Genomic DNA, 24,093 nt, shown 5'->3' with positions numbered 1-24,093 from the left:
CTTGCTTTTTCTTGGGAAAAATAGTATTCTTATTCTTGTAACTTTTAACCGCTGCGTGGCAACGCGAGTCACCGACGCTTGCTAGGTAGCCGGGGATTATATTTAGGAGGTGGACAAGGATGGCTTTAACGCAAGAACGGAAAAATGAAGTGATTGAGCAATTTAAAACACATGAATCAGATACTGGTTCTCCTGAAGTGCAAATTGCTATCCTAACTGAAAAAATCAACATTTTAAATGAGCATTTGCGCGTTCACAAAAAAGACCACCATTCACGCAGAGGTCTTTTGAAAATGGTTGGGAAACGCCGTAATTTGTTGACGTATTTGCGCAATAAAGATGTTGCACGGTACCGTCAACTCATCAATAAACTCGGTTTGCGTCGTTAAGTTGTATGGAAGCGGGAGATTTCCCGCTTTTTTACTGTATTCAAAAAAGTTTATGACAGATTACATAAAAACGATATAGATTGAAAAGTTTAAAAATAACATTTTTGTACAATTTATGTGCGAAGATAGACTTTGTCAATGAAAGAGGGGTTCAAAACAAGTATGGATCAAGAGAAACATGTTTTTTCCATAGATTGGTCCGGACGGAAGCTGACTGTTGAAATCGGCCAGCTGGCGAAGCAAGCGAACGGCGCCGTTTTAGTCCGCTATGGAGATACGGTCGTTTTATGTACGGCAACCGCTTCGAAGGAAGCAAAAGGAGTAGATTTCTTTCCCCTAACGGTCAATTATGAAGAAAGGCTTTATGCTGTCGGTAAAATCCCGGGAGGGTTTATTAAACGAGAGGGTAGACCGAGTGAAAAAGCTATTTTAGCGAGCCGTTTAATCGATAGACCGATTCGCCCGCTGTTTCCAGAAGGGTTTCGCAATGAGGTTCAAGTAGTCAGCATGGTGATGAGCGTCGACCAAGATTGTTCTTCCGAAATGGCGGCTATGTTTGGATCTTCGCTCGCGCTGTCAATATCGGACATTCCGTTTGAAGGTCCGATTGCCGGTGTCACGGTCGGCCGCCTTGATGACCAGTTTATCATTAATCCAACTGTCGAACAGCTTGAGAAAAGCGATATCCATTTAATCGTAGCCGGCACGAAAGATGCCATCAACATGGTGGAAGCAGGAGCCAATGAAGTGCCTGAAGAAACGATTTTAGAAGCAATCATGTTTGGCCATGAAGAAATCAAACGTTTGATTGCATTCCAAGAAGAGATTGTAGAAAAAATCGGAAAAGAAAAAATGGAAGTGGAATTATATAAAATCGATGAGGAGCTTGAAAAAAGAGTTCGTGAAATGGCTCTTGCCGACTTATTGCAAGCCATCCAAGTGCCTGAAAAACACGCCCGCGAAGATGCTATTAATGAAGTGAAAGAGAAGACTGTCGCAATTTTTGAGGAAGAAGAAGCAGATGAAGAAACGATTAAGCAAGTAAAAGAAATTTTGCACAAGCTCGTGAAAGAGGAAGTGCGCCGTCTCATTACAGAAGAAAAAGTGAGACCTGACGGACGAAAAATTGACGAAATCCGTCCATTATCGTCTTCCGTCGGAATTTTGCCGCGCACGCACGGTTCAGGTCTTTTCACCCGCGGCCAAACACAAGCCCTGTCTATTTGTACGCTCGGAGCTTTAGGAGACGTACAAATACTTGACGGACTCGGCGTGGAAGAATCAAAGCGGTTCATGCATCACTACAACTTCCCGCCATTTAGTGTCGGGGAAACCGGTCCGATGAGGGGGCCTGGCAGACGGGAAATTGGTCATGGAGCGTTGGGAGAAAGAGCGCTTGAGCCAGTCATACCTTCCGAGCGCGATTTTCCGTACACAATTCGTCTCGTTTCAGAAGTGCTTGAATCAAATGGTTCAACTTCACAAGCGAGCATTTGTGCAAGCACCTTAGCGATGATGGATGCCGGCGTGCCGATTAAGTCGCCTGTTGCTGGAATTGCAATGGGACTTGTAAAATCTGGTGACAACTATACGGTTTTAACAGATATTCAAGGCATGGAAGATGCGCTTGGTGATATGGACTTTAAAGTCGCTGGTACAGAAAAAGGCGTCACCGCGCTGCAAATGGACATTAAAATTAAAGGCTTGTCCCGTGAAATTTTAGAAGAAGCGTTAAAACAAGCTCGCAAAGGCCGCCTTGAAATTTTGAAATCAATGCTGGCGACAATCTCTGAACCGAGAAAACAATTATCGCCATATGCTCCAAAAATTTTAACCATGGTCATCAATCCGGATAAAATTCGTGACGTGATTGGACCTAGCGGAAAACAAATTAACAAAATCATTGAAGAAACAGGAGTAAAAATCGATATTGAACAAGATGGCACAATCTACATTTCTTCCGTAGACGAAGGAATGAATAAAAAAGCGAAGAAAATTATTGAAGATATTGTAAGAGAAATTGAAGTCGGACAAATGTATTTAGGAAAAGTTAAACGGATCGAGAAATTCGGCGCATTCGTGGAACTGTTTAACGGAAAAGATGGTCTTGTCCACATTTCTGAGCTTGCAGAAGAGCGGGTAGGAAAAGTGGAGGATGTTGTGTCAGTCGGTGATGAAATTTTAGTCAAAGTGATGGAAATCGATAAACAAGGTCGTGTCAATTTATCAAGAAAGGCCGTTTTAAGGGACCAAAAAGAGCAGCAAAAGTCTTGACCGGAGCCAGGGAAAACCCGGCTTCTTTTCCATTTTTGCGGTTGGCAGTTCTATCTTGTCCCCTTTTTTCATAGTTTTATAAGTGAAAAAGGGGATGTTGCGATGAAGCGAAAAAAAGGGAAAATAGCCATTTTTATATTGATCATACTTTTTTCTTATGTCATATTGGATAATCGTTATACATTGATCTTTCTTCAGCAATTAAAAGCAAAGCATGAATTGGCTGTATCTGGCGGAGATTCGTTGTATCAAGAAATCGTTGCCAAAGCAAAAGAGTATGAAATTCCTCCGGAAAATGCTGAAATACATAGAGTTTGGAAAAAAACGCCCGGTTATAATGGGCGATCAGTCGACATTGACGCATCGTATAAGAGAATGAAGAAAAAGGGTTCTTTTGATCCGAAGCTTCTTGTATTCAAGCAAATTCCGCCTTCTGTTCATTTAAGCGATTTGCCGAACGAAGCGATCTACCGTGGACATCCGGATAAGCCAATGGTATCCTTTTTAATAAATGTTGCATGGGGAAATGAGTATCTTCCTAAAATGTTGGCCGTGCTAAAAAAGCACCATGTCAAAGCGACGTTTTTTTTAGAAGGAAGATGGGTAAAAGAAAATCCTGAACTGGCTAAAATGATTGTAGAAAGCGGCCATGAAATTGGAAATCATTCATACTCGCATCCAGATATGGCCCGCCTGCCGTCTGCAAGAATTAGACAAGAGATGGAAGAGACGAACAAAATCATCAAAGCGACGACAGGAAAAAACGTGAAATGGTTTGCGCCTCCAAGCGGCAGCTTTCGCAAGGAGGTCGTAGATATAGCGGCAGATATGAACATGGAAACGATCATGTGGTCTGTTGACACGATTGATTGGCAAAAGCCGCGGCCTGAAACGTTAATCAATCGAGTGATGTCAAAAATTCATAACGGCGCCATGATCTTAATGCATCCGACGTCATCGACCGCAGAGAGTCTAGATTCATTAATTAAAAAGATTAAAGAAAAAAATCTTTCCATCGGTTCACTTTCTAGTCTGCTGGATGAAAAACGTCTTGACTGATTGGAAGAACAGGGGGTTACAATTTGATCAAGAAATATACATGCCAAAATGGTGTTAGAATCATTTTAGAATCCATTCCGACTGTTCGCTCCGTTGCTATCGGAGTTTGGATTGGCACAGGTTCTAGAAACGAGACGAAAGAAACAAACGGCATTTCTCATTTTTTAGAGCATATGTTTTTTAAAGGAACAGAAAAAAGAACAGCTAGAGAAATTGCAGAAGCTTTTGACAAAATTGGCGGTCAGGTGAATGCCTTCACCTCAAAAGAATACACCTGCTATTATGCAAAAGTGCTCGATGAGCATGCAAATTATGCACTTGAAGTGCTGGCTGATATGTTTTTTAACTCAGTATTTGAAGAAGAAGAATTAAACAAAGAACGAAATGTTGTTTTAGAAGAGATCAAAATGTATGAAGATACTCCAGACGATATTGTGCACGATTTGTTAAGCCAGGCTGCGTTTGGCGATCATCCACTTGGCTATCCGATTTTAGGCACAGAAAAAACTTTATCTAGTTTTACCGGCGATGCGTTGAAAAGCTATATGGAAAAATACTATACTCCTGACAATATCGTCATTTCAGTAGCTGGAAACGTTCAAGAAAGCTTTATTCAAGAGGTTGAGAAATGGTTCGGCAATTTTAAGTCGTCTCATAAAAAAGAAAAATATAAGGAACCGGTTTTTTTGGACCAAAAAATCGCCAAGAAAAAAGAGACGGAGCAAGCGCATCTCTGCATTGGGTTTAAAGGGTTGAGAGTCGGTCATGACGACATTTACAGCTTAATTGTGTTAAACAATATTTTGGGCGGGAGCATGTCAAGCCGCTTATTCCAAGAGGTGAGGGAAGAAAAAGGGCTTGCTTATTCTATTTTCTCTTACCACACTTCATATGAAGACAGCGGAGTGCTCACAATTTACGGTGGGACTGGAAGAAACCAGCTGAATATTTTATTTGAAACGATTTTTCAAACAATTGAAAAATTGAAAAAAAGCGGTATTACTGAAAAAGAATTAATGCATTCAAAAGAACAAATTAAAGGGAATTTAATGCTTAGTCTTGAAAGTACAAATGCAAGAATGAGCAGAAACGGCAAAAATGAGCTGCTCTTAGGCAAACATCGATCTTTGGATGAAATTATCGAAACGGTTAACCGTGTTGATATCATGAGCGTCAATGAACTTATTCAACATATTTTTACAGATGAATATGCTGTATCTTTAATTAGTCCAGAAGAGAATCTTTCTTCTGCAATTCCAGAATTAAAATGCCTGCTATGATGGATTGGCGGGCATTTTTTATTTGCCAAAAACGTATACATGTATGGAAAGCTATGTTCATCAGTTTCGAATCAATCTCTGCCTGTGAATATGTTCGTATATTTATAATGAAAGAGGGGAGCCAATACTATGCGTTTATCCGAGTTAAGCGGAAAAGAAATCGTCGATGTAAAACGAGCGGAACGTCTAGGCGTGCTCGGTCAAACAGACTTTGAAATCAATGCGGAAACTGGACAAATCACGGCGCTTATTATTCCTTCTTTAAAGTGGTTCGGTTTAAGGAAACAAGGACATGATATTCGAGTACCGTGGGAGCATATCAAAAAAATTGGTCAAGATATGATCATTATTGACGTACCGGAAAATTCCTTAAATAAAATTGATGACTAATGAAGATCCGCCGGCTAAAGAAGCCGGCTTTATTTTTTTGGCAATTTTTCGATGCGATTCACCTATCGGCTGCCGCCTACATAATATGCTTAAAACAGGGAGCTAATTATGGTTTTCGAAACTGAACTGAATTGCCATAAAGAAGGTGAAAAAAAGGATGTTAACTGGCTTAAACGTTGCTGTAATTGGCGGTGACGCCCGGCAGCTAGAGGTGATCCGAAGGCTATCAGAGCACGATGCCAATCTATTTTTAATCGGATTTGATCAGCTTGAACATGGGTATACAGGATCAGTAAAAATAAACAGCCATAATATTAGTCTGGAAGGAATGGACGCAGTAATATTGCCTGTTTCAGGAACCGGAAGCGAAGGACAGGTCGAAGCAGTTTTTTCCGCTGAAGAAATCGTACTGACAAGAGAAATGGTGGCCTCCACTCCTGAGCATTGCATCTTTTATTCTGGGATACGCACAAAATATTTAGAAGAGTTAATGGAAAAAGAAAAACGAAAGCTTGTACCGATACTGGACCGTGATGATGTAGCGATATATAATTCCATTCCGACAGTAGAAGGGACCATAATGCTCGTTATTCAACATACTGATTTTACCATTCATGGTTCCAACATTGCCGTTATCGGATTTGGACGGACAGGAATGAGTGTTGCCCGCACTTTTGCAGCATTAGGAGCTAATGTGAAGGTAGGCGCTCGCAAACAGAAAGATTTGGCCAGGATCACGGAAATGGGAATGAAGCCGTTTCATTTGAGTGAACTGAAGGACGAATTGTCGTCGATCGATATTTGCATAAATACAGTTCCAGCGTTGGTGTTGTCTTCTAATGTTTTGGCAGCTATGCCTGTCCACGCTCTTATTATCGATTTAGCATCAAAGCCGGGAGGAACCGATTTCCACTATGCTGAAAAAAGAGGTATGAAAGCCATTTTAGCACCTGGTCTTCCAGGAATTGTCGCACCGAGGACAGCGGGCCAAATTTTGGCGAATGCGTTGACAATCCTTTTAACTGAACAGCATCAGCTTGAAAGGAGTATGGATAATGGAAGTGAAAGGTAAACGGATCGGATTTGGTTTAACAGGCTCTCATTGTACTTATGATGCGGTATTTCCGCAAATTCAAAAGCTCGTTGAAAAAGGAGCAAACGTTTTGCCAATTGTCACCTCGACCGTAAAGACGACAACAACTAGATTCGGGGAAGGAGAAGAATGGGTCAAAAGAATTGAAGAAGCGACTGGAAATCAAGTAATTGATTCGATCGTGGATGCCGAGCCTTTAGGTCCGAAAATTCCTCTTGATTGCATGGTCATTGCGCCGATGACCGGCAATTCGATGAGCAAACTGGCGAATGCCTTGACGGACTCTCCTGTATTGATGGCTGCAAAAGCGACTATGAGAAACCATCGCCCCGTTGTACTAGCCATTTCTACAAACGATGCTCTCGGGTTAAATGGCGTAAATTTAATGAAGCTAATGGCGGCAAAAAATATTTTCTTTGTTCCGTTCGGCCAAGATGCACCCCACCAAAAACCGAATTCAATGGTGGCGAATATGGATCGGTTAGTGGAAACAGTTGAACATGCGCTTGAACATAGACAGCTTCAGCCGGTTATTATTGAACATAAAAAATAATCAAACAAATAAAACGCTTTCATGAAAAATCGCTCATCACTTTTTTTGGCTACTGTGATACAATTAAACGTAATACGAATACATGATTATTCGACTCTGATGCATTTTGGAAGGAGATAGATAGAAAATGGCTCAAAAAGGTTTTCATGTAGCAGTTGTCGGAGCAACTGGAGCAGTAGGAACACGAATGATCGAAACATTGGAAAAAAGAAATTTTCCTGTGGAAACTTTAACGCTCTTATCATCCGAACGATCTGCAGGAAAGACAGCTACATTTAAAGGAAAACCAATCACAGTACAAAAAGCGGAACCGGAGAGCTTTGAAGGGGTTGATATCGCTCTTTTCAGCGCTGGAGGAAGCGTGTCGAAGCAGCTTGCACCGGAAGCAGCTAAAAGAGGCGCGGTCGTGATCGACAATACGAGCGCATTTAGAATGGATGAAAACGTTCCTCTCGTAGTACCGGAAGTGAACGAAGAGGATATAAAATGGCATAACGGTATTATTGCCAACCCGAATTGTTCGACGATCCAAATGGTTGTTGCATTGCAGCCGATCCGTAAAGCGTTCGGGCTGAAAAAAGTCATTGTTTCCACTTATCAAGCAGTATCAGGTGCGGGGGCACAAGCGATTCAGGAATTGAAAGAACAGTCTAAAGCGATTTTAGAAGGAAAGCCGTTTGTACCTGAAATTTTACCTGTTAAAAGTGACGAAAAACATTATCAAATTGCGTTTAATGCAATTCCGCAAATTGATAAGTTCCAGGAAAATGGATTTACATTTGAAGAAATGAAAATGATCAATGAAACAAAAAAAATTATGCATATGAAGGATCTGGAAGTTGCAGCGACCTGCGTCCGCTTGCCGGTCGTCATCGGGCATTCAGAATCAGTCTACATTGAAATCGACAGGGACGATGTTACTGTAAATGATATTCGCAATGTATTAAGAGATGCGCCTGGCGTTACGCTTGAAGATGATCCGGCAAATCAAATTTATCCAATGCCTGCTTTTGCAGAAGGCAAATACGATACATTTGTAGGCCGAATTCGCAAAGACTTAGATCGGCCAAACGGCTTCCACCTTTGGGTTGTATCCGACAATTTATTAAAAGGGGCAGCATTAAACTCTGTACAAATTGCCGAAAGTTTAATTAAACTGAAACTAGTATAAGGTGAAAAGAAGAGAGTTGAAGCCATCAGCTCTCTTCTGTTTAGTTATTTTATAGAGGTGAACATCATGAGCATTGTTGTTCAAAAGTTTGGAGGAACGTCTGTCCGTGATGAACAAGGCAGAAGACATGCGTACGAACATATAAAGGAAGCCTTGTCTGAGAAAAAAAAAGTGGTCGTCGTCGTATCAGCGATGGGGAGAAAAGGAGATCCGTACGCAACAGATACGCTGATCAGCCTTGTGGAAGGCGGGATCGACACCATTTCCAAACGTGAACAGGATATGTTGCTGTCCTGCGGAGAAATCATCTCTTCTGTCGTATTTACTAGCATGCTAAAAGGGAAAGGAATAAAAGCGGCAGCTTTAAGCGGAGCGCAGGCAGGTTTTTTGACGACAAGTGAACATACAAATGCTAAAATATTAGAATTGAAATGTGATCGCCTGCTCGGGCTTCTAGAAACAAATGATGTCGTTGTTGTCGCAGGCTTTCAAGGAGCACAAGCAAATGGAGATGTGACGACAATTGGGCGCGGCGGCAGTGACACTTCAGCAACAGCACTTGGAGCAGCTTTAAAAGCAGAATATGTAGACATTTTTACAGATGTGGAAGGAGTTATGACAGCGGATCCTCGTATTGTTAAGGATGCAAAGCCCCTTTCATTTGTGACGTATACGGAAATTTGCAATTTGGCCTATCAAGGAGCAAAGGTGATTCATCCGCGTGCGGTTGAAATCGCTATGCAAGCCAAAATCCCGATTCGCATTCGTTCCACTTATTCTAAATCGAAAGGAACGATCATCACTTCTCACCATCAGGATAAACTAGGTGCGGACATAAAAGAACGTTTAATTACTGGAATAGCTCATGTTTCCGATGTCACGCAAATTAAAGTAGATGCAAAAGAAGGGAATTTCCGTTTTCATCAAGAAATTTTTAAAGCGATGGCTACAAGCGGAATTAGCGTCGACTTCTTTAATATTACCCCTAAGAGTGTCATATATACTGTTCATGGGGATGTAACGGATCTTGCTGTTGGAATTTTGAAAGAGATCGGATATGATCCGATGATCACGCGGCATTGTGCAAAAGTCTCAATTGTAGGAGCAGGCATTCAAGGAGTCCCTGGAGTCGCTTCCAAAATCGTTGCTGCTTTATCGGAGGAAGGGATACAAATTTTGCAATCGGCAGACAGCCATACAACAATTTGGGTGCTTGTGAAGGAAAGTGAAATGATTCAAGCAGTTAATGCACTTCATAAAGCGTTTGATCTTGGAAAATAATCGATAAAGGTGTGAGGAACAAGTGGGTATGTTTGGAAGAATTTCAACTGCAATGGTTACCCCGTTTGACAATAACGGGAATATTGATTTCCAAAAAACAGAAAAATTAGTAGAATATTTAATCCATCATGGAACAGATTCAATTGTTGTGGCTGGAACAACGGGTGAATCTCCAACTTTAACAACGGAAGAAAAGCTCGCTTTATTTAAACATGTCGTTTCTGTTGTCAATAAAAGAGTTCCAGTGATTGCAGGGACAGGTACAAACAATACAAGAGCTTCCATAGAACTGACAAAAAAGGCGGAACAAACCGGCGTCGATGCGATTATGCTTGTCACTCCATACTACAACAAACCGAATCAGGAAGGGATTTATCAGCACTTTAAAGCGATAGCAGAAAGCACGCATCTTCCTGTGATGCTTTACAATGTGCCTGGCAGAACATCGTCCTCGATCGCGCCTGAAACGGTTATTCGTCTATCGGAAATTGACAATATCGTTGCGATTAAAGAAGCTAGCGGAGATCTTGATAATATGGCCAAAATTATCGAGAAAACGCCAGATGATTTTGCTTTATACACTGGGGACGACAGCTTAACGCTGCCGACATTATCAATAGGCGGTGATGGCGTCATATCTGTAGCCTCCCATGTTGTAGGAGATGAAATGCAAGAAATGATTCAAGCCTTTTTGTCAGGTGATGTGAAAAAAGCCGGAAGCCTTCATCGAAGACTTCTCCCATTAATGAAAGAACTGTTTAAGGCGCCAAACCCTGTTCCAGTGAAAGCAGCGCTGCAAATAAAAGGTCTGGATGTTGGTCCGGTGCGCTTGCCGTTAGTTCCGTTAACAACAGATGAGCGAACATCATTAGCCGCTGTGATCCATGAATTAGGCTGATCATCGTGATTAGCCTTTTTTTATTTTAAAAATTCCACTCTGCCCCATTCAAAACAGCTGTGTCTAGCGGCTTAATTTTTCGGATAAGTGTGCCTGATATAAATTAACTTGTATTCCATTTCTTTCATCAGGTATAATATTGCTAAGTGCTTTGGACGGGGATATTTAGGGAGGATCACTAACACTTATGAAAAAAGCTGAAAAAATTCAACTTATTGCTTTAGGAGGGGTTGGGGAAGTCGGAAAAAACCTGTACATCGTCGAAATCGACTCGGATATTTTTATTGTGGATGCCGGCTTGAAATATCCTGAAAACGAGATGCTCGGAATTGATGTGGTGATACCGGATATTACATATTTGCTTGAACGTAAAGATAGGGTTCGGGCCATCTTCTTAACAAATGGCAGATTGGATCGGATCGGTGCGATTTTCTACATTTTAAAACATATCAATGCGCCAGTTTACGGAACGAAATGGACAATTGCCTTGACAAAAGAAAGAATGAAGCAATATTCTGTTACCGCTGATTTTCGCGAAGTGAATATGCGAAAGCCTGTACATTTTCCTCAAGTGACGGTTTCTTTTTTTCGCACATTCTCAAATATTCCTGATTCTATGGGAGTTTGTTTCCATACGTCAATGGGAGCGATCGTGCATACAGGCGATTTTAAATTAGAGCAATCCTCGATCGGAAGTCATTTTCTTGATTTTGGTAAAATGGCGGAAATCGGTAATAGCGGAGTTCTTTGTTTGCTTTCCGACAGTATCAATGCAGAAAGACCCGGCTTTTCTGGTTCCGAAGCTCTTGCCGGAGAAATGATCAACGATGTTATGTATAATTCGCCTGGAAGAGTTGTTGTATCTGTAGCAGAGACGAATATTTACCGAATTCAGCAAATTTTCAATGCCGCAGTTGAGACTGGAAGAAAAATAGCAATTATAGGGAAATCGTTTGCCAAAATTATTGAGCTTGCAAGACAATTACGGTATTTAAAGGCTGACGATGATTTGTTTATTCCGGTGTCGCATTTAAAAAAGCTTGAAAAACAAAACTCTGTTCTACTATGTGCAAGCGATTCATTCGATCCGCTTGCGGAAATTTCAAAAATGGCCAAAGGCATTCACAAGCAACATCATATAACTTCCGATGATACGGTTTTAATTGCTCAGACCCCAACACCCGGACAAGAACTTATTTATTCGAAAACGATTGATTTGCTGTTTCGAGCAGGAGCCAATGTTGTTTCGATTGATAAAAAAGCGTTTTTTTCTGGTCATGGCTGCCAAGAAGAGCTGAAGCTTATGCTACATTTAATGAAACCAAAATACTTTATTCCCGTTCATGGTGAATTTAAAATGCAAATAGCGCATGCTAAAATTGCGCAATCGATCGGAATACGCGAAGAAAACATTTTTTTGCTCGATCAAGGAGATGTGGTTGAATTCACCCCTAAATCTGCCAAAACGGTTACAAAAGTACCTTCTGGAAATGTACTCATTGACGGGCTTGGTGTAGGAGATGTTGGAAATATCGTGCTAAGAGACCGGCGTTTGTTATCTCAGGACGGCATTTTAATTGTTGTTGTTACGTTAAACAAAGAGATGAAAAAAATTGTCGCTGGTCCTGAAATTATATCAAGAGGGTTTGTGTATGTTCGTGAGTCTGAAAGTTTAATTTCCAAAGCTACGAAAATGGTGCATGACACACTGTCGTCTTGTATGGAAGATGTTTCAATGGATTGGTCAACAATGAAACAAAACATTCGCGACGTCTTGAATCAATTTTTATATGAGCAAACGAAGCGCCGCCCGATGATTTTGCCAATTATTATGGAGGTTTAGACAAAAAGCAGGCCGACGAAGCCTGCTTTTTTCACATTTTTAAAACGGTTTCCTGGCCGCATGAAAAAATGGATTCCGTTCATACTAACATCATAACGGTAAGAAGAAAGGATGATTGGGATGAACGGAAATGCTGATCAACCGACTGTTCAACCAGTGGAAAAGGCAAGCGAAAATGTAGTTGACAAAATTCAGCAGTTAGGACAAACAAACATTCCGCAAATGGATCAGGAAACAAACATTCATTGTTTGACCATTATCGGTCAAATTGAAGGACATATACAGCTCCCTGCTCAAAATAAAACAACGAAATATGAACATATCATTCCGCAAATTGTGGCGATTGAACAAAATATGAAAATAGAAGGACTGCTCGTCATTTTAAATACTGTCGGCGGCGATGTTGAAGCAGGACTTGCGATCGCTGAAATGCTTGCTTCGCTTACGAAACCGACTGTATCCATCGTTCTTGGCGGCGGACATTCTATCGGTGTGCCCATCGCTGTGTCATGCGATTATTCATTTATTGCGGAAACGGCTACGATGACGATTCACCCGATAAGGTTAACCGGTTTGGTCATTGGTGTTCCGCAAACGTTTGAATATCTTGATAAAATGCAGGAGCGGGTTATTAGTTTTGTAACGAAGCATTCCAATATTACAGAAGATAAATTTAAAGAGCTGATGTTTTCAAAAGGAAATTTAACAAGGGATATTGGAACAAATGTTATCGGTCAAGATGCGGTTAAGTACGGCTTGATCGATGAAATAGGCGGTGTAGGAAGCGCGATGAAAAAATTGAACGAACTTATTTTGGAAAGAAAGAATGGAAAAGGAGGGGACATCCTTCAATGATTTTATACACGACTGTTCCTGAAGAGCTCATTTTTCCATCAGATCAAGAAGCTTTTCAAAAAAGGCACATTATTGAGATGAACGGCATTTCATTATTAATAGAAGAAACGGGAGATAATCAATGCCAAATCGTCAGAGTGCTTTCAACCAATCCAAACCATTATTTATTGGAATCTGTTTTCCCCGGTCAAAAAGTACCTTTTTTTCGAAGCTAACATTCCTTTTAAAGACAACATCGTTGCTAGCATACCTAAATTCAAGTTTGTATGATATAATATGGACACAAACAGTCGTTCGCAGCCAAATAGTGGCTGCGTTCTTGTTTTACATAATACATAGGTGGGATTAAAGTGGCAAAAGTGAAAAGGAAACGAAAAAAGAGAAAAACGGATTGGCAAAATAAACTAAAATTTGAAATAGCGGGGCTTCTGCTATTATCATTGTCGATAATCGCTTTAAGCGAATTTGGATTTGCTGGCAAAGCGCTTGTCGCCTTTTTTCGGTTCTTCGCTGGAGAATGGTTTATTATCTTTTTGCTAGGATTATTATGGTTTTCCATATATATATTTTGGAAAAAGACATTCCCTCATTTTTTAACGAGAAGATGGCTCGGGATCTATCTTATAGTTGGCTCAATTTTAATTCTCAGCCATATGAAGCTGTTTGAAAATTTGTCAAAGGGAGGAGTTTTTGCTTCTCCAAGCGTTATATTGAATACTTGGGAGATGTATTTAAAGGAATTAAACGGGGAGGCAAGCGCTCAAGATCTTGGAGGAGGAATGATCGGCGCCGTTTTTTTTGCTGCATCATACTATTTATTTTCTTCAGGGGGCACTCGAATTATTTCCATTGTCTTGATCATAATTGGTTGCATCTTAATTTCCGGAAAATCACTCGGAAACAGCCTCTCCAAAATTGTTGAGTCCATCGGCCGGATTTTCAAAAAACAATTTTTTGCCTTTGTGGATGATATGAAGAACTTATTTTCCTTAGTAAAAAAACAAAAGAAAAAGCAAAAGAAGCATCGCTCCAATAAGGTTCAGGCTGAAGACGATCAAGAACAAGAAGATGAACATTTAGAAGAAAATACATCTGAACCGATTATTTCCAGTTTTACAGACCATCCGGAAATCATGACAAATGATAAAAAAGAGCCCGAAAATAATTTAAAGCAGGAACAAATTACGTTTGAAGAAAAGGATGAGCCGATCGCCTTTCAGGAGATAGAAAACAAAGATTATAAATTGCCTCCGATTGATTTGCTGTCTCTTCCAAAATACAGCGGTCAGCATGCCGATAAGCGGAATATTTACGATAATGCGAGAAAACTAGAGCGCACTTTCCAAAGCTTTGGAGTGAAGGCAAAGGTTACCCAAGTACATTTAGGGCCTGCTGTAACAAAATATGAAGTGTACCCGGATGTCGGGGTGAAGGTAAGCAAAATTGTCAGTTTAAGCGATGACCTGGCGCTGGCTTTAGCAGCAAAAGATATTCGGATTGAAGCGCCGATTCCGGGAAAGTCTGCAATTGGAATTGAGGTGCCGAATTCAGAAATTGCGATGGTGTCATTGCGCGAGGTGCTGGAATCCAAAATGAACGATCGCCCTGATTCCAAGCTGCTGATCGGCTTAGGACGTGATATAACTGGAGAAGCGGTGCTGGCTGAACTGAACAAAATGCCGCATCTGCTTGTCGCAGGTGCAACAGGCAGCGGAAAAAGCGTCTGCATTAACGGGATTATTACAAGCATTTTGATGAGGGCGAAGCCTCATGAAGTGAAAATGATGATGATCGATCCAAAAATGGTCGAATTAAGTGTTTACAATGGGATTCCGCATCTATTGGCTCCTGTTGTGACAAATCCGAAAAAAGCGTCGCTCGCATTGCAAAAAGTAGTAAATGAAATGGAAAGAAGATACGAGCTGTTTTCACATACTGGAACGCGCAATATTGAAGGATATAATGAAATGATCAGAAGGCAAAATTCGCTGTCAAAAGAGAAGCAGCCTGAGCTTCCTTTTATTGTCGTCATCGTGGATGAGCTTGCTGATTTAATGATGGTGGCTTCTTCTGATGTAGAAGATTCGATTACACGCTTGTCGCAAATGGCCCGTGCTGCTGGCATTCATTTAATTATTGCGACTCAACGTCCGTCTGTTGATGTAATTACAGGAGTCATAAAAGCCAATATTCCATCGAGAATTGCCTTTAGTGTGTCCTCCCAAACCGATTCACGCACTATTTTGGATATGGGGGGAGCTGAGAAACTGCTCGGAAGAGGAGATATGCTGTTTTTGCCAGTCGGATCATCAAAGCCGATTCGTGTTCAAGGAGCGTTTTTATCAGATGAAGAAGTGGAAAAAGTCGTGAATTACGTCATTTCACAACAAAAGGCGCAATATCAAGAAGAAATGATTCCAAACGAAGATTCCGAGGATCATGGAGATGTTGATGATGAATTATATAATGAAGCGGTTCAACTAGTTGTGGACATGCAAAGTGCAAGTGTATCCATGCTGCAAAGAAGATTTAGAATCGGCTACTCAAGAGCTGCGAGATTAATTGACGCCATGGAAGAGAGAGGAGTAGTCGGACCTTATGAGGGAAGCAAGCCGCGCCAAGTGTTGATTTCTAAAGAAGAGCTGGAGGAACGTTTGTCATAAAAATTTTCGTGTTTTTCATGCAAAAAAAATTTTAATAACGGGCATACTAAAACTACATTTACTAGAAAGTGAGAGATCGATGGATGGCAAAAGATGCGAAACGTAAAAAAGCAAAAAGCAGTTTGAGCAGCGCCCAAGAAGTCACTTATTCGAGAGCGTTTAAAATGGCTGACAGAGCGGGAGGCTTTTCAGAAAAACATGAAAGCCATTAAAGCATAAAAATGCCAATTATAAAATGCTCCGAACTTGTCACCCTAATGGATAGGACATGTTGTGAAAGCAACTGTCTACACCCTCTTTGCGGAGGTGCGCAAAATGGGAAGAGCACATAAGCAAAAAGCGCGTGATAAAAACAAAGCTAAGCTGCCGCAAGTGCCAAAAAATTTGAAGTCAGACGGCAAAAGTATTGAATTTTCAAGAGAGCTTGCCGACAAGGACGATCTTCAAGCATTGGCTCGCTCTGCTGCAGCGGACAAAAGGCAACAGAAAAGAACATAAAGGTTGTTTTAAAAGCTGTGCCTGAAAAATAATGATGAAAGACAACAGAATTCATTATCTGTTGTCTTTTTCAGTATATGGTATTTTTTTACTTAAAATTGAACAATAAACTGAAACACACAAAAAAGTATTGGGCAACGATCAATAGTGTGTTTTCTCCGAGAATCTGCTAAAGACTTTTTAATTCCTGCATGTTATCGTATAGTATACCCATATTTTATACATAAGAAGGATGTCATAAGTCAGCTGATCTGGCTAGAGGCATCCCTGCTTTTTGTTGAATAATTAACAGTAATTTAATTATGTAAACTTTAAATAGTATTTCATTTTGTTATGATTTCCTTCAATATCCTATGATTGATATAATTACTAATAACGTGTTTTTTCATGATTGGAAACAATATCATATAGAAAGCTTTCAGGCTTAGGAGGGATAGAATGGGTTTTTTACAAGAGCAAGTAAGCGAAATAAACGGGATTCAGCTGCATACCGTTTCATCAAATGCTTTTAAAACAAATTCACTTATTTTAAGGTTAAAGGCGCCGCTATCGGAAAAGGATGTAACCATTCGAGCTTTGCTTCCCCATGTTTTGCAAAGAGGTACAGCATCCTACCCATCCACAACTGAATTAAGGAAATATTTGGATGATTTGTACGGTGCAACACTGCAAGTCGATTTAGCCAAAAAGGGAGAAAACCATATCATTACGTTCCGGATGGAAATCCCGAATGAAAAATTTTTAAAAGATAAGACACCTTTATTGGAAAAAGGGATCGAATTGTTGTCCGAAGTACTTCTTTCGCCTCCTCTGCAAGAAGGGGTGTTCAATCAAAGCATTATCGAACAAGAAAAGCGGACATTAAAACAGCGCATTCAAGCGGTTTATGACGATAAAATGCGTTATGCGAATTTACGTTTAATCCAAGAAATGTGCAAAACTGAGCCGTACCGTCTGCATGTCAACGGAGAGAAAGAGCATATCGATCAAATTTCTCCTCAACAGCTGACAGATTATTATACAAACATGCTGCAGCATGATGAAGTCGATTTATTTGTGATCGGGGATATTGAAAACGAACAAGTGGCTGATATTGTCAGGAAATATTTCCGTTTAACAAAATCCAATCAACAAGCTAGGGCTGAAAGTGTTGAAAAAAAAATTGAGAAGGTTAACGAAGTTATCGAAGAACAAGACATTACCCAAGGGAAATTGAACATCGGATACCGCACGCACACAACATATAGTGATCATGATTATTACGCATTGCAAGTGTTTAACGGCATTTTTGGGGGATTTCCGCATTCGAAGCTGTTTCTAAACGTTCGCGAAAAGAACAGTCTTGCTTATTATGCTTCCTCGAGAGTGGAAAGCCATAAAGGCTTGTTAATGGTGATGTCAGGAATTGAAATGAAGAACTACGAACGCGCTCTCACGATTATTCATGAACAAATGGAAGCGATGAAAAAAGGAGATTTTACAGATAAAGAATTGGAACAAACGAAAGCGGTGATCAAAAATCAGTTGCTGGAAACAATCGATACCCCTTACGGAATGACGGAAGTGCTGTACCACAATGTTGTTGCGAAAACAAACCGAACTATTGAAGAATGGATCGAAGGGGTAGAAAAGGTCCAAAAAGACGAAATCGTCCAGCTTGCTGAAAAAATTCAACTGGATACGGTTTATTTTTTGAAAGGGGGCGGATCTTTATGATAAAAGAAATTACATTCGATCAACTGAAAGAAACGTATTATTATAAGAAAATGGAAAATGGATTAGATGTTTATGTCCTTCCAAAACAAGGGATTCATAAAACGTATGCGACATTCACCACTAAATACGGTTCTATTGACAATAAATTCGTTCCAATTGGAAAAGAGGAAATCGTTCACGTCCCGGACGGCATTGCTCACTTTTTGGAACATAAGCTTTTTGAAAAAAAGGATGGGGACGTATTTCAACAGTTTAGTGAACAAGGGGCATCGGCCAATGCATTTACATCCTTCACGAGAACGGCATATCTTTTTTCCAGCACGGCAAATGTTGAAAAAAATTTAGAAACGTTAGTAGATTTTGTCCAAAGTCCTTATTTTACTGACCAATCCGTTGAAAAAGAAAAAGGCATTATAGGTCAAGAAATCAACATGTACCAAGACAATCCTGATTGGCGGCTTTATTTTGGACTCATCCAAAACATGTATGAAAGCCATCCAGTACGGATTGACATTGCCGGCACAATTGATTCGATAAATCAAATTACAAAAGAGCAGCTTTATGAATGCTACGAAACGTTTTACCATCCCAGCAACATGCTCCTGTTTGTGATCGGGCCTGTTCAACCGGAAAAAATTATCAAGCAAGTGGAAGAGAATCAGGCAAAAAAAGATTTTAAAAAGCCAACCAATATTGTTCGTGAACAAGTACAGGAAAGAGATGAAGTGTTTAAAACGAGTGAAAAAATTTATATGAATGTCAAGTCGTCGAAATGCTTAGTCGGCTTAAAGGCAAAACATCCTTTCCGAAAAGGGGAAGAGCTGCTTACGCATGAGCTTTCCATGAATTTAATTTTAGAAATGCTTTTTGGCAAAAGCTCAAAGCTTTATTTGGAATTGTATGAAAAAGGGCTCATTGATGATACGTTCAGCTTCGATTATACAGAGGAGTACAGCTTCGGTTTTGCTATGGTCGGCGGCGATACCGACCGGCCGGATGAGCTGAGTGAATATATAAAAGAAGCTCTTATGAAAAGCAAGCAATCGTTATTTACCGATGAGCAGCTGGAAGCCGCCAAAAAGAAAAAAATCGGCTCTTTTTTAAGGGCTTTTAATTCTCCTGAATTTATCGCCAATCAATTTACCCGGTATCAATTTAACGAAATGAATCTGTTCGATGTTGTGCAAGCTTTAGAAAATGTAAACATGGACACGATTGAAGCAGTTTTAAAAGAAGCGATTGATGAAGATTATTTAACAGTTTTCCAAGTTTTGCCGAAATCATAATATTGCGGAGGGGAAATCTTGAAAACAGCGTTAGTAACTGGAGCCAGCGGAGGAATCGGAAAAGCGGTTGTAGAAAAATTGGCTCAGGAAGGATATCAAATTTATGCTCAATACTTTCGAAACATTGAACCGTTAAAAGAAGCAATGAAGTTATATGATCAGATTATTCCAGTTTATGCGGATTTGTCATCGGAAAGCGGGACGGAACAATTACTTGAAAACATTCCATCTTCTATAGATGCTCTTATTTTTGCTAACGGTATTTCCCACTACGGACTGATTCAAGACGTTTTGATGGAAGATTATCAAAAAATTATACAGCTTCATCTCACGTCACCCTTTTTTATTACTCAAAAAGTAGTCAGTGGAATGATAAGAAAACAAAAAGGAAGCATTCTTTTTATCTCCTCTATATGGGGGCAGACAGGAGCGAGCTGTGAAGCTTTGTATTCCATGGCAAAAGGGGGGCAAATTTCCTTTGTGAAAGCACTAGCGAAGGAATTAGCGCCTTCCAATATTCGCGTCAACGCCGTTGCGCCAGGCATGATCGATACAAGTATGAATGATCGATTCTCTCCTGAAGAATTGGAAGATATTAAAAACAGCATCCCCCTTGAAAGAAATGGAAAGCCTGAAGAAGTGGCGAATGTTGTTTTATTCCTTATTAGCGAGCAAGCTTCCTACATTACAGGTCAGGTCATTTCTGTCAATGGAGGATGGTACTGCTGATTCCCTCTCCGTATAAAAACTGCATGATCAAGGGAAAATAAAAATTGATTAAACGATAAAGGAGGGGAACATATGTCAGTATTGGAAAATTGGAATCAATGGAAAGATTTTTTGGCGGATCGCCTTCAGCAAGCAGAAAGAGGCGGATTGTCCCAAGAGGTTATTTCCAATTTAGCGTATGAAATCGGTGATTATTTAGCAAAGCAAGTGGAGCCGAAAAACCCTGAAGAAAAAATTCTTCACGATCTGTGGAGTGTCGCTTCAAAAGAGGAGCAACATGCAATCGCCAACATGATGGTGAAACTTGTTCAAAATGACAGCGTCCATTAGGATGTTTTTCATTTATTACTGTCAAGTTAGGGCACTTGGTGAAATGACCAAGATGCCCTTTATTTTTTCCTTGCAATTATCCTTTCTTCTTTATCTAAAATGATTTATTATAAATTTATAGGTGTGTTATTTGGGGGTCTTTGAAGGTGGAAAAAACTGAATGGTATTTAGAATATAAAATTCAAAAAAACCGGCCGGGGCTGCTGGGAGATGTTTCGTCTTTGCTCGGTATGCTGAACATTAATATCGTTACGATTAACGGCGTTGATGATATGCGCCGCGGGATGCTTCTGCGCTGCGAAACGATTGAACAAATTAAAAGGCTTGAATCTATTCTGAATACGATGGACAACATAACAGTGACAAAATTGCGGCAGCCTAAGCTGAGAGATCGTCTTGCTGTCCGTCATGGCTTTTATATTCAACGGGATGCAGATGATAAAAAGACGTTCCGTTTTGTTCGCGATGAGCTTGGTATTCTCGTTGATTTTATGGCCGAGCTCTTTAAACAAGACGGTCATAAATTAATCGGCATACGCGGAATGCCGCGTGTCGGAAAAACAGAATCGATCGTAGCGGCGAGCGTCTGTGCGAATAAAAGATGGCTTTTTCTCTCTTCAACCATGCTGAAGCAAACTGTCCGGGAAAGGCTGATTGCTGATGAATACCGGACAGATAACGTGTTTATTTTAGATGGAATCGTCACGATGAAAAGAGGCTCTGAACAGCATTTGCAATTAGTTCGGGAAGTGATGCAGCTTCCGGCAACGAAAGTCGTGGAGCATCCAGATATTTTCGTTCAGAGCTCCGAATATACTTTGGATGATTTCGACTACATTATTGAACTAAGACATCACCCTGATGAAGAAATTACGTATGACGTTGTAGAAAATAATCATCAGCCGTTTGGCCACTCAATTTATAATGGATTTGATTTTTAGAAAGGTGGGTGCGTTTTGAGCGAGTTAGGTAACCATCTGAGACAAGCTAGGCTGGAAAAAAACATTTCACTCGATGACTTGCAGGAAATAACTAAAATTCAAAAGCGCTATTTAATCGGCATTGAGGAAGGAAACTACTCGATCATGCCGGGGAATTTTTATGTGCGTGCGTTTATTAAACAATACGCGGAAGCGGTTGACCTTGATCCGGATGTTTTATTTGAACAGTATAAAAATGAAATACCAAGTACATATGATGAGATACCTGAGAAATTGTCCCGCGTTCAAACGCATAAAGAGCTTCCAAAGCCGGCTTCCAAATTTTTAGAGCTGTTACCGAAGCTTGCCGTCATCGCTGTTATTATTTTGGTGGCGATTATCGTTTGGGTGCTTTCCCAGCGTGGAAGCACAGATGAAGGCGTTCAGACGGAGGACGATACAAAATCCGTCAAAATAGAAACCTCTGGCGTGGAGCCTGAGAAAAAAGAGCAAAATAATATTGTCGATGAAAAAGACCGTTCGGTTGAAGAAACAGAACAAGAGGAGAAAAAAGATGAGAACGCCGAAAATGAAACGAAGCAAACATTGACGGTAAAAGAAGTAAGAGGGAAAGAAACCGTATATGAATTGTCCAATGCGGACAAATTGGTGATCGATATTTCAACCAATGGGAATTCGTGGATAGAAGTGAAGAACGGAAAAGGAAAATCGTTTTTTGCAGGAATGATGCGACAAAATGAGCAGAAAACGGTTGATGTAACAGCGGAAGAAGAAGCAAAAATCGTTATAGGCGATGCTCGATTTACGACCATTCAAGTGAATGGAGAAGCCGTTTCTTATGAAACGGATCCGAATAAAATGGTTCGGCAGGATATTATCATTTTAAATAACAAGAATGAATAAGTCATCGTACGAGATGGCTTATTCTTTCTTACTTTATGCTAGTGGAGGTACAAAATGAATTTGCCTAATCGAATCACTGTATCAAGAATTATGCTAATTCCAATATTTATGATTGTGATGCTGGGCGATTTTAACTGGGGAAATTGGTCGGTCGGTGAAGTAGTTATTCCTGTCAATCATGTCGTTGGTGCCCTCATTTTTATTTTAGCTTCGACGACCGATTGGATTGATGGATATTATGCACGCAAGCTTGGACTTGTGACAAATTTAGGAAAGTTTTTAGATCCTCTTGCCGATAAATTGCTCGTTTCTTCAGCTCTTATCATATTGGTGGAAATAGGTGCTGCTCCGTCTTGGATTGTCATTCTGATCATCAGCCGTGAATTTGCCGTAACCGGATTGCGTTTAGTTCTGGCTGGTGAAGGAGAAGTCGTAGCAGCTAACATGCTCGGCAAAATAAAAACATGGACGCAGATCGTGGCTATTTCCGCTTTGCTTTTACATAATATACCTTTTGAATGGATTTCGTTTCCATTTGCAGACATTGCTTTGTGGGTTGCGCTCTTTTTTACCATTTTATCTGGATGGGACTATTTCATGAAAAACAAACACGCGTTTGTCAATTCGAAATAACCATGTGGAGGATATTGTATGAATGTGAATGCTGAAATTATTGCTGTCGGTTCAGAACTGTTGCTTGGACAGATCGCCAACACAAACGCCCAATTTATATCAAAAAAGCTTGCTGAAATAGGTGTTAATGTTTTTTATCATACGGTCGTTGGAGACAATGCTGAGAGGCTAGAGCATGCGATCAAAACGGCAAAAAAACGGTCGAATTGCATCATTTTTACCGGCGGGCTCGGCCCGACAAAAGATGATTTGACGAAAGAAACGATTGCACGTATTTTGAATAAACGCCTCGTGATCGACGAGGCGGCGATGAAAAACATTGAGGATTTTTTTAAACGGACGAAACGGACAATGTCGGAAAACAATCGGAAACAAGCATTAGTTTTGGAAGGTTCTACTGTTTTACCAAATCATTACGGAATGGCGCCAGGAATGGCGTTAGAGGCGAACGGAATTATATATTTGCTCATGCCGGGTGTTCCGAAAGAAATGAAGCCGATGTTTATCAACTACGGTGTGCCGTTTTTGCAATATCATTACGGGTTAAAAGAAAAAATCATCTCGCGTGTGCTTCGTTTCTTTGGCATCGGTGAATCTCAGCTTGAAACAGATATAGAGGATCTGATTGATCAGCAAACAAATCCGACCATCGCGCCGCTGGCAAAAGACGGCGAAGTAACATTGCGCCTGACAGCAAAACATGAAGATGAGTCGACTGCGCTGAAGCTGATTGACGAAACAGAAAAAAAGATTTTAAGCCGTGTCGGCCGATATTTTTATGGACACGGTGAAACTTCGATCCAAGAGCAGCTTATGAAGCTTTTAAAAGAAAAGCAATATACTATTTCGGCTGCAGAAAGTTTGACGGGCGGTCTTTTTTCCGAACAGCTGACCCATTTTCCGGGCGCTTCGAATATTGTGCTTGGAGGAATTGTCTGCTATACAAACGAAGTGAAGCAGCATGTTCTTGGCGTGTCGGAAGAAACGTTGAAAACAAAAGGAGCCGTTAGCTCTGAATGTGCGAAAGAAATGGCGGAAAATATAAAAAAATTGACCGGCAGCAATATCGGCATCAGCTTTACGGGAGTGGCAGGACCTGATCCTTCTGAAGGAAAAGAAGTTGGAACTGTCTATATCGGCATTCAATTCGACGATCGGCCGACAGCAGTCTTTGAGCTTCATCTTTCCGGTACTCGGGAAGGGATCAGGCACAGAACGGCAAATTATGGCTGCTACTATGTAATGAATGTAATAAAGGAAATGGAAAACCGGTTATGAGCGTCTTCATCCGGTTTTTTAATTTTTATA

Annotated in this window: 24 protein-coding genes; all 24 read left to right on the top strand. The window is 40.5% G+C overall.

Translation table 11 applies throughout. The features are described 5' to 3' along the window. The first annotated feature begins 119 nt into the window (after positions 1–119). The 24 genes from rpsO (at position 120) to NSQ41_RS10680 (ending at position 24,063) form a co-directional block, all read left to right on the top strand. Positions 120–389, top strand: a complete 270-nt coding sequence (rpsO, locus tag NSQ41_RS10795; RefSeq protein WP_063386709.1) for a 30S ribosomal protein S15 — start codon at positions 120–122, stop codon at positions 387–389. A gap of 162 nt (positions 390–551) precedes the next feature. After that, positions 552–2,663, top strand: a complete 2,112-nt coding sequence (gene pnp / locus NSQ41_RS10790) for a polyribonucleotide nucleotidyltransferase (protein WP_063386710.1) — start codon at positions 552–554, stop codon at positions 2,661–2,663. 102 nt (positions 2,664–2,765) lie between these two features. Then, positions 2,766–3,722 (top strand): polysaccharide deacetylase family protein, encoded by a 957-nt coding sequence (locus NSQ41_RS10785; RefSeq protein ID WP_066246460.1) that lies wholly within the window; start codon positions 2,766–2,768, stop codon positions 3,720–3,722. A 23-nt stretch (positions 3,723–3,745) separates the two neighbouring features. Beyond that, positions 3,746–5,002, top strand: a complete 1,257-nt coding sequence (locus tag NSQ41_RS10780; protein ID WP_066246458.1) for a pitrilysin family protein — start codon at positions 3,746–3,748, stop codon at positions 5,000–5,002. A gap of 129 nt (positions 5,003–5,131) precedes the next feature. Next, entirely contained in the window at positions 5,132–5,392 is a 261-nt protein-coding gene (locus NSQ41_RS10775; RefSeq protein WP_063386713.1) for a YlmC/YmxH family sporulation protein, read from the top strand. Between the two features lie 157 nt (positions 5,393–5,549). Further along, on the top strand, positions 5,550–6,464 hold the full coding sequence (gene dpaA, locus NSQ41_RS10770; protein WP_066246456.1) for a dipicolinic acid synthetase subunit A: 915 nt from the start codon (positions 5,550–5,552) through the stop codon (positions 6,462–6,464). Further along, positions 6,448–7,038, top strand: a complete 591-nt coding sequence (locus NSQ41_RS10765; RefSeq protein ID WP_063386715.1) for a dipicolinate synthase subunit B — start codon at positions 6,448–6,450, stop codon at positions 7,036–7,038. Before dpaA ends, NSQ41_RS10765 begins: the two co-directional genes overlap by 17 nt. 127 nt (positions 7,039–7,165) lie before the next feature. Further along, complete coding sequence (asd, locus tag NSQ41_RS10760; RefSeq protein WP_063386716.1) at positions 7,166–8,209, top strand: aspartate-semialdehyde dehydrogenase; 1,044 nt, start codon at positions 7,166–7,168, stop codon at positions 8,207–8,209. 66 nt (positions 8,210–8,275) lie between these two features. Continuing rightward, a complete protein-coding gene (dapG, locus tag NSQ41_RS10755; protein ID WP_339196507.1) occupies positions 8,276–9,490 on the top strand; it encodes an aspartate kinase in 1,215 nt (404 codons plus the stop codon). A 22-nt stretch (positions 9,491–9,512) separates the two neighbouring features. Then, the gene (dapA, locus tag NSQ41_RS10750) at positions 9,513–10,388 is read left to right on the top strand and encodes a 4-hydroxy-tetrahydrodipicolinate synthase (RefSeq protein WP_117016776.1); all 876 of its coding nucleotides are present in this window, start codon (positions 9,513–9,515) and stop codon (positions 10,386–10,388) included. A 187-nt stretch (positions 10,389–10,575) separates the two neighbouring features. Continuing rightward, positions 10,576–12,231: a ribonuclease J gene (locus tag NSQ41_RS10745; protein WP_063386718.1), complete on the top strand. Its 1,656-nt coding sequence runs from the start codon at positions 10,576–10,578 to the stop codon at positions 12,229–12,231. Positions 12,232–12,351: 120 nt separating this feature from the next. Then, a complete protein-coding gene (locus tag NSQ41_RS10740; RefSeq protein WP_339209904.1) occupies positions 12,352–13,086 on the top strand; it encodes a ClpP family protease in 735 nt (244 codons plus the stop codon). Beyond that, the gene (locus NSQ41_RS10735) at positions 13,083–13,301 is read left to right on the top strand and encodes a YlzJ-like family protein (protein WP_063386720.1); all 219 of its coding nucleotides are present in this window, start codon (positions 13,083–13,085) and stop codon (positions 13,299–13,301) included. Before NSQ41_RS10740 ends, NSQ41_RS10735 begins: the two co-directional genes overlap by 4 nt. A gap of 135 nt (positions 13,302–13,436) precedes the next feature. Beyond that, positions 13,437–15,749: a DNA translocase FtsK gene (locus tag NSQ41_RS10730; protein ID WP_339209903.1), complete on the top strand. Its 2,313-nt coding sequence runs from the start codon at positions 13,437–13,439 to the stop codon at positions 15,747–15,749. Positions 15,750–15,832: 83 nt separating this feature from the next. Continuing rightward, a complete protein-coding gene (locus NSQ41_RS10725) occupies positions 15,833–15,961 on the top strand; it encodes a YfhE family protein (protein ID WP_311066216.1) in 129 nt (42 codons plus the stop codon). A gap of 103 nt (positions 15,962–16,064) precedes the next feature. Beyond that, on the top strand, positions 16,065–16,247 hold the full coding sequence (locus tag NSQ41_RS10720) for a YfhD family protein (protein WP_063386722.1): 183 nt from the start codon (positions 16,065–16,067) through the stop codon (positions 16,245–16,247). Between the two features lie 438 nt (positions 16,248–16,685). Next, on the top strand, positions 16,686–17,963 hold the full coding sequence (locus tag NSQ41_RS10715) for a pitrilysin family protein (protein ID WP_063386723.1): 1,278 nt from the start codon (positions 16,686–16,688) through the stop codon (positions 17,961–17,963). Beyond that, positions 17,960–19,249, top strand: coding sequence for a pitrilysin family protein (locus tag NSQ41_RS10710; protein WP_339209902.1), 1,290 nt, complete (start codon positions 17,960–17,962; stop codon positions 19,247–19,249). Before NSQ41_RS10715 ends, NSQ41_RS10710 begins: the two co-directional genes overlap by 4 nt. Before the next feature lie 18 nt (positions 19,250–19,267). After that, positions 19,268–19,978, top strand: coding sequence for an SDR family oxidoreductase (locus tag NSQ41_RS10705; RefSeq protein WP_339209901.1), 711 nt, complete (start codon positions 19,268–19,270; stop codon positions 19,976–19,978). A gap of 72 nt (positions 19,979–20,050) precedes the next feature. Continuing rightward, the gene (locus NSQ41_RS10700; protein ID WP_339209900.1) at positions 20,051–20,308 is read left to right on the top strand and encodes a DUF3243 domain-containing protein; all 258 of its coding nucleotides are present in this window, start codon (positions 20,051–20,053) and stop codon (positions 20,306–20,308) included. A gap of 146 nt (positions 20,309–20,454) precedes the next feature. Beyond that, entirely contained in the window at positions 20,455–21,249 is a 795-nt protein-coding gene (locus NSQ41_RS10695; RefSeq protein ID WP_066246441.1) for a YmfK family protein, read from the top strand. 15 nt (positions 21,250–21,264) lie between these two features. Further along, positions 21,265–22,152 carry a RodZ domain-containing protein gene (locus NSQ41_RS10690; protein WP_339209899.1) on the top strand — a complete coding sequence of 296 codons (888 nt, stop codon included), beginning with the start codon at positions 21,265–21,267 and terminating at the stop codon, positions 22,150–22,152. Between the two features lie 54 nt (positions 22,153–22,206). Next, a complete protein-coding gene (gene pgsA / locus NSQ41_RS10685; protein WP_327862729.1) occupies positions 22,207–22,785 on the top strand; it encodes a CDP-diacylglycerol--glycerol-3-phosphate 3-phosphatidyltransferase in 579 nt (192 codons plus the stop codon). 24 nt (positions 22,786–22,809) lie between these two features. After that, a complete protein-coding gene (locus NSQ41_RS10680; protein ID WP_339211616.1) occupies positions 22,810–24,063 on the top strand; it encodes a competence/damage-inducible protein A in 1,254 nt (417 codons plus the stop codon). The last annotated feature ends 30 nt before the right edge of the window (positions 24,064–24,093 follow it).

The sequence above is a fragment of the Aeribacillus sp. FSL K6-8210 genome, assembly GCF_037963925.1.
Taxonomy (GTDB): Bacteria; Bacillota; Bacilli; order Bacillales; family Aeribacillaceae; genus Aeribacillus; species Aeribacillus composti.
The sequence above is the reverse complement of the archived record's forward strand: the minus strand, read 5'-3'. Positions and strand labels throughout refer to the sequence as shown.

Bases quoted from the DNA above. Each gene is read 5' to 3' on its own strand.
- rpsO (WP_063386709.1), top strand. From the start codon at position 120: ATGGCTTTAACGCAAGAACGGAAAAATGAAGTGATTGAGCAATTTAAA.
- pnp (WP_063386710.1), top strand. From the start codon at position 552: ATGGATCAAGAGAAACATGTTTTTTCCATAGATTGGTCCGGACGGAAG.
- NSQ41_RS10785 (WP_066246460.1), top strand. From the start codon at position 2,766: ATGAAGCGAAAAAAAGGGAAAATAGCCATTTTTATATTGATCATACTT.
- NSQ41_RS10775 (WP_063386713.1), top strand. From the start codon at position 5,132: ATGCGTTTATCCGAGTTAAGCGGAAAAGAAATCGTCGATGTAAAACGA.
- dpaA (WP_066246456.1), top strand. From the start codon at position 5,550: ATGTTAACTGGCTTAAACGTTGCTGTAATTGGCGGTGACGCCCGGCAG.
- NSQ41_RS10765 (WP_063386715.1), top strand. From the start codon at position 6,448: ATGGAAGTGAAAGGTAAACGGATCGGATTTGGTTTAACAGGCTCTCAT.
- asd (WP_063386716.1), top strand. From the start codon at position 7,166: ATGGCTCAAAAAGGTTTTCATGTAGCAGTTGTCGGAGCAACTGGAGCA.
- dapG (WP_339196507.1), top strand. From the start codon at position 8,276: ATGAGCATTGTTGTTCAAAAGTTTGGAGGAACGTCTGTCCGTGATGAA.
- NSQ41_RS10745 (WP_063386718.1), top strand. From the start codon at position 10,576: ATGAAAAAAGCTGAAAAAATTCAACTTATTGCTTTAGGAGGGGTTGGG.
- NSQ41_RS10740 (WP_339209904.1), top strand. From the start codon at position 12,352: ATGAACGGAAATGCTGATCAACCGACTGTTCAACCAGTGGAAAAGGCA.
- NSQ41_RS10735 (WP_063386720.1), top strand. From the start codon at position 13,083: ATGATTTTATACACGACTGTTCCTGAAGAGCTCATTTTTCCATCAGAT.
- NSQ41_RS10725 (WP_311066216.1), top strand. From the start codon at position 15,833: ATGGCAAAAGATGCGAAACGTAAAAAAGCAAAAAGCAGTTTGAGCAGC.
- NSQ41_RS10720 (WP_063386722.1), top strand. From the start codon at position 16,065: ATGGGAAGAGCACATAAGCAAAAAGCGCGTGATAAAAACAAAGCTAAG.
- NSQ41_RS10715 (WP_063386723.1), top strand. From the start codon at position 16,686: ATGGGTTTTTTACAAGAGCAAGTAAGCGAAATAAACGGGATTCAGCTG.
- NSQ41_RS10710 (WP_339209902.1), top strand. From the start codon at position 17,960: ATGATAAAAGAAATTACATTCGATCAACTGAAAGAAACGTATTATTAT.
- NSQ41_RS10700 (WP_339209900.1), top strand. From the start codon at position 20,051: ATGTCAGTATTGGAAAATTGGAATCAATGGAAAGATTTTTTGGCGGAT.
- pgsA (WP_327862729.1), top strand. From the start codon at position 22,207: ATGAATTTGCCTAATCGAATCACTGTATCAAGAATTATGCTAATTCCA.